General features: G+C 61.2%; 5 protein-coding genes. 1 reads left to right on the top strand and 4 read right to left on the bottom strand.

The features are described from left to right. Positions 1-1,019 precede the first annotated feature (1,019 nt). On the top strand, positions 1,020-1,376 hold the full coding sequence (locus tag CXY71_RS00475; RefSeq protein ID WP_104133784.1) for a hypothetical protein: 357 nt from the start codon (positions 1,020-1,022) through the stop codon (positions 1,374-1,376). A 47-nt stretch (positions 1,377-1,423) separates the two neighbouring features. On the opposite strand, the gene CXY71_RS00470 is transcribed toward CXY71_RS00475, so the two are convergent. The 4 genes from CXY71_RS00470 to CXY71_RS21600 all read right to left on the bottom strand — a co-directional run. Next, positions 1,424-1,690, bottom strand: coding sequence for a hypothetical protein (locus CXY71_RS00470; RefSeq protein WP_104133783.1), 267 nt, complete (start codon positions 1,688-1,690; stop codon positions 1,424-1,426). 272 nt (positions 1,691-1,962) lie between these two features. Further along, positions 1,963-2,769, bottom strand: a complete 807-nt coding sequence (locus tag CXY71_RS00465; RefSeq protein WP_104133782.1) for a GIY-YIG nuclease family protein — start codon at positions 2,767-2,769, stop codon at positions 1,963-1,965. Between the two features lie 66 nt (positions 2,770-2,835). Further along, on the bottom strand, positions 2,836-3,714 hold the full coding sequence (locus CXY71_RS00460; RefSeq protein WP_104133781.1) for a phospholipid scramblase-related protein: 879 nt from the start codon (positions 3,712-3,714) through the stop codon (positions 2,836-2,838). 188 nt (positions 3,715-3,902) lie between these two features. Continuing rightward, positions 3,903-4,171: hypothetical protein (locus CXY71_RS21600; RefSeq protein WP_233204309.1), on the bottom strand; the 269-nt coding region annotated here is incomplete at its 5' end.

The raw sequence follows: 4,171 nt of genomic DNA, 5'->3' as shown, positions 1-4,171 counted from the left end.
GCGCGAGGAACTCCACATCACCCTCCGCGAGGCAGCAGACCACGTCAACACCTGGCCCGGCACCCTCTCCCGAATCGAACGCGGACTCAGCCGAGACGACAACCTCGCTAACCAATTTCGGGACTGGCTCCACAAGCAAAAAGCCATCCAAAAAAACAATTGACAACTATAGGAGCATCACGTACCGGTTCGGCAAGCATCTGAAATTCGCGATCTCTGACGTACGCTCCTGGATGGCCCAGCAGCACGAACCGTCTGGGAAGCCCAGTACCGTCAATCGGCGGCGAGCTGAGATGTCGCGGCCACGCATCACGATCGGCACCTTCGGCGACATAACGATCCGCATCAGGCCCTCGGGTCAGTTCGAGGCCCGCAACCACCATCGAGACAAGGACGGCCAGTCGCGCCTGGTGCAGGCCACCGGCACCTTAACTAGGGCAGCCGAGCGAGCGTTGAAGGGCAAACGTTCTGAGAGGAAACTGATACAGCCCACGAACGGATATCTGACTCCAGACAGCCCCTTCACCGCCTCGGTGACGTACTCGCTGCACGACGTCGACGCGGAGGGTCGAATCTCCAAGACCACCCGCAATCTGTATGAGCGCAACATGCGCACGCTCGTGGTTACCTATATTTCAATATCTCACGCTGCGCGAGATCGGCGTCGTTCGCTGCGATCAGTTCATCAAACAGATGGCGAAGCTCTCCTACACCCGCGCCAAGCAATCGCGGGTCGGGCTGCGCCTGGCGCTTGAACTCGCAGTGCGGTACGGCGCTCACTCCTCGGCGAGCTCGCGAATACGGGCGTCGTTCATAGGCATGTGCTCGGTCAGCGATTCGGCGCACACCGTGAACTGCGGCAGACGCTCGGGCCGCGATGTGTCGTTGAGATAGGTGTCGGCTTCGCGTTTTTTGGCACGTCGCTCGGCCGCGGTCGTCGTGTGCAGGAGTTTTGACGGGAGGCCGGCCCGACTCAGGCTGCGCTTAAGCCGCCTCGCTGCAGCGTTGACCTCGTCACGGTGTGCCTCGTACTAACGGTTGTAGTACTCGCGAATTTTTTCGCGATTCTTTGCCACCCAGCGCTGCTGCTGCTGCTGCTACTGCTACTGCTACTGCTACTGCTACTGCTACTCACGCTTGCGATCGGGGTGCGCTTCCCGCCAGAGTTTCGCGCGCTCCCTCCCCCGAGCGCGAACCTCGGCTTCGCGGTGCTGGCGAGCTGTGACCCGACGCATCGAGTCGCGGTTGACCTGCCGGGCACAGTCGAGGTGTTCGGCTCGCCAGAGTCGGTTCAGCTCGCGGATCCGGTCGCGGATCCGGTCGCGGTTCCCCGCCACATATTGGCGCCGCTTCTCGGCCCCCGGTCAGGCGACTGACCTACCGGCGCTGCGTTCCCATCGGACGGGGATGTTCATGATCGCTGCTACACGGCCGGCGGCGGGGCCAACTCGATAACGAAAGCCAAAAGTTCCAAGCGATGCGCCGTCGGATTCGTGATCACACGTCCGACCGCGATGCGGAGCCGTCCGGCGTTTTCGTGGGCGATCGCAGCGACCGGATCCAGGCAGTACGCGACGTCGTTCCGCAAGTTGTGGCCGTCATCGTCGACGGTGATCTCCGGACAGTAGAACAGTGCAGCCAGGACGGTGCGGCTGAGCAGATCGTCGAACTGCTCTTGCAGGTTCGTCATAGTGAAGCCTCCTGTGCACGGACGAGTGTGAACCACTCAGGCCGCTACCAGGAGGTATGCCAGCCGTAACTGGCCAGAACGTCAGTTACGCCTCAACACGAGTGCCGGCTCGTTGACGCGCTCTGTACCGTTGGCGACCAGGGCCTGCGACAGCCGACGGCGCGCCGCGGTCCCACGGGGCGACTTCGGGGCAGTCCCATAAGTCGCTGGTCGCTAAAAACACCCTCTGGCTGCACCGTGTCTCTGACATTCGTCCGGATAGTCGCCGTACCCTAGTTCCGGTTCAGACCGTGGCGACGCGTATCGAGCGCAACCTTGAAATGGCTCTCAGCGGCGTCGATCACGGGCGTCGGCGTAGAAGGATCGAACACCCGCAGGAGCGAGAAACGAAAGCTGGCAGGTTGAAGACCTCGCAGCCCGACATCGCCGCCGTGCCCATTGGCCGCGTACGTGCCCCACCGCTGACGGATGCTGTCGGCGCCGTCCGCCTTGCCGACGTACTGGCGTCCGTCGCTGGTGTCGGTGATCAGGTAGATTCCAACCACCGACCCGAGCGCGGTGCGCCAAGAAGCATATCGATGTTCACGCATGACCGCCTGAAGTTTCGCGTGATCGAGCACGAGCCGATCGAAGCCGGAAAACGGCACCGGCTCGGCATCGGCGATGCCCATCACCGGGTAGGTTGCGGCCGTGCTGGCATGCATCCAACAAGCGCGTGGCGATCTCCAGCCGATCACCAGGCGGCTTCGAAGGTCTACCATGCGCTCCGACTCGACCACGTCAAAGATCCGGCGCAGCCCATCGTTGGAGATCTCGCCGCGGTTCTCGACGACAGACCACAGTCGCGCCTGGTCTCCACCTTCCTTGATAAAAACAACCCAAAAGCGTGGCGGAACGGCCGGGAATCGTTGTGTGGACTGGTTTCGCGTGTACTCGAGAATCTCCGCAGTTGTGGAATCCGCGTGGATGCCTCGTATGCCGCTATCCTCGTGCTCCCGAACGTATGCGTGGCGGATCACTAGGGCGTCGGAGAGATCGATACCCGCGTCAAGCAGAATCGGGCCGAGCGTCAATGTCATTCGTGTGTCTTTCCTTCTTTACGTTTCAGGGTGCGTCGATGATTCCAAGAAGCCGGCCTCCAACCGTCAGCGACTTCGCCGGTTGCTGTCCTGTTTCAGCACCGTGTCCATGGCGAGGGCCGCGGAAACTACGAGCGAGAGCAGAGGATCTTCAAGCGGTCGATGCATCTGCAACACATAGTTATCGGCTTTGGTGAACATCTCCTTGCTGAACCCCGCCCAGGTCTTGGTGATTCGTGCAATCTCGGAGCCGTGTGGGTCCTGAATGCTGAAGTCCCAGGCACGCCAACTTTCGGCGTTGATTGTGCCGAGTGTCTCCCCGCCTGATTCGATGCGGAAGCGAATGTTGAACCGACCGCCGAGCATCGATGCCATCACGCCAAAGTTCTCCTGAACGATCTGACCCAGGGGCGTGCCGTCTTGACGCATAACAGTCACCTTTGATTTCAGAACCGTGGCCGGCCTGGTGAGCGTTAGGATCGGGCGGCCGTCAGTGTCGACAATCTGGAGTCGCTTGGTCTCGTTGTCCCGCCCCACGACCATGCGCGACATGCTGATGCCAAACTGCCGGACGCCGCCGATCTTGTGTCCGTGCTGACTAAAGACCGAATACTCGGCCTTCCTCTCGAACAACTTGGCCTTCTGGTTCACGACCAGGATCTGCTCGGTGAACAGTGTGCCACCGCCTGCAAGTGCGGAATCCGCGACGCCAAGCTCACGGACCTGCTGCTGCACATTCTTGTTGCCTGGCGCACTCTTAACCACCGGCGTGTTTACGCGCGTCGGGTGTGATGCGGCCTGCGTCGGCGGGGTAACAACGGGTGCATCGACCGTCTGCCGGCCCGCCGAGCCGACGTGTTCGCTCCACTGACGACCATCCCACCACCGGTGCTGATGCCGGCCGAAAGGGTCAGGGTACCAACCCTGTGTCGCTTGCTGACTCATGAATGCAGGCTAACAGCGCAGCCACTGCCCTAAGAGGCATTACAGGTGTGAACGCAGACATGCCGCGGACACCATGTCCGCATTACGACCAACTCGAGACGGAGGCGAGCGCTTATGACCCGACGACTTGTGAATTACCGCGTCAGCGCTGGTGTGACGCCGACCAGCAGCACCTTCGCGCCCGCTTCTCAGGCCAGCGCCGTGATCCGCTCCAGGGGCAACGTGCCAGCCAACGACGCCTCCTCGATGATGAAGTGAGACAGATCATGCTGATCCGGTCGCTTAAAACACCAGCTGTGATCGTCTCGATAGGCCGACGAGGTTTGAGCAGCACAACGCGCGGGCCGAAACTCCCTTGAACCAACCGGGCCGCCTAAGCCTGAATCCACCGGTCGACCTTTGAAGGAATCTTGATTTCGGTTTGGCGGGTTTTCTGATTTTCGGGCGTGGGTGAAGT

Origin of the sequence: Cryobacterium sp. Y62 (genome assembly GCF_002929785.1) — a bacterium.
In the GTDB taxonomy this organism is placed as follows: Bacteria; Actinomycetota; Actinomycetes; order Actinomycetales; family Microbacteriaceae; genus Cryobacterium.
This window is presented reverse-complemented; position numbering and strand designations above follow the sequence as displayed.

Bases quoted from the DNA above. Each gene is read 5' to 3' on its own strand.
- CXY71_RS00470 (WP_104133783.1), bottom strand. From the start codon at position 1,690: ATGACGAACCTGCAAGAGCAGTTCGACGATCTGCTCAGCCGCACCGTC.
- CXY71_RS00465 (WP_104133782.1), bottom strand. From the start codon at position 2,769: ATGACATTGACGCTCGGCCCGATTCTGCTTGACGCGGGTATCGATCTC.
- CXY71_RS00460 (WP_104133781.1), bottom strand. From the start codon at position 3,714: ATGAGTCAGCAAGCGACACAGGGTTGGTACCCTGACCCTTTCGGCCGG.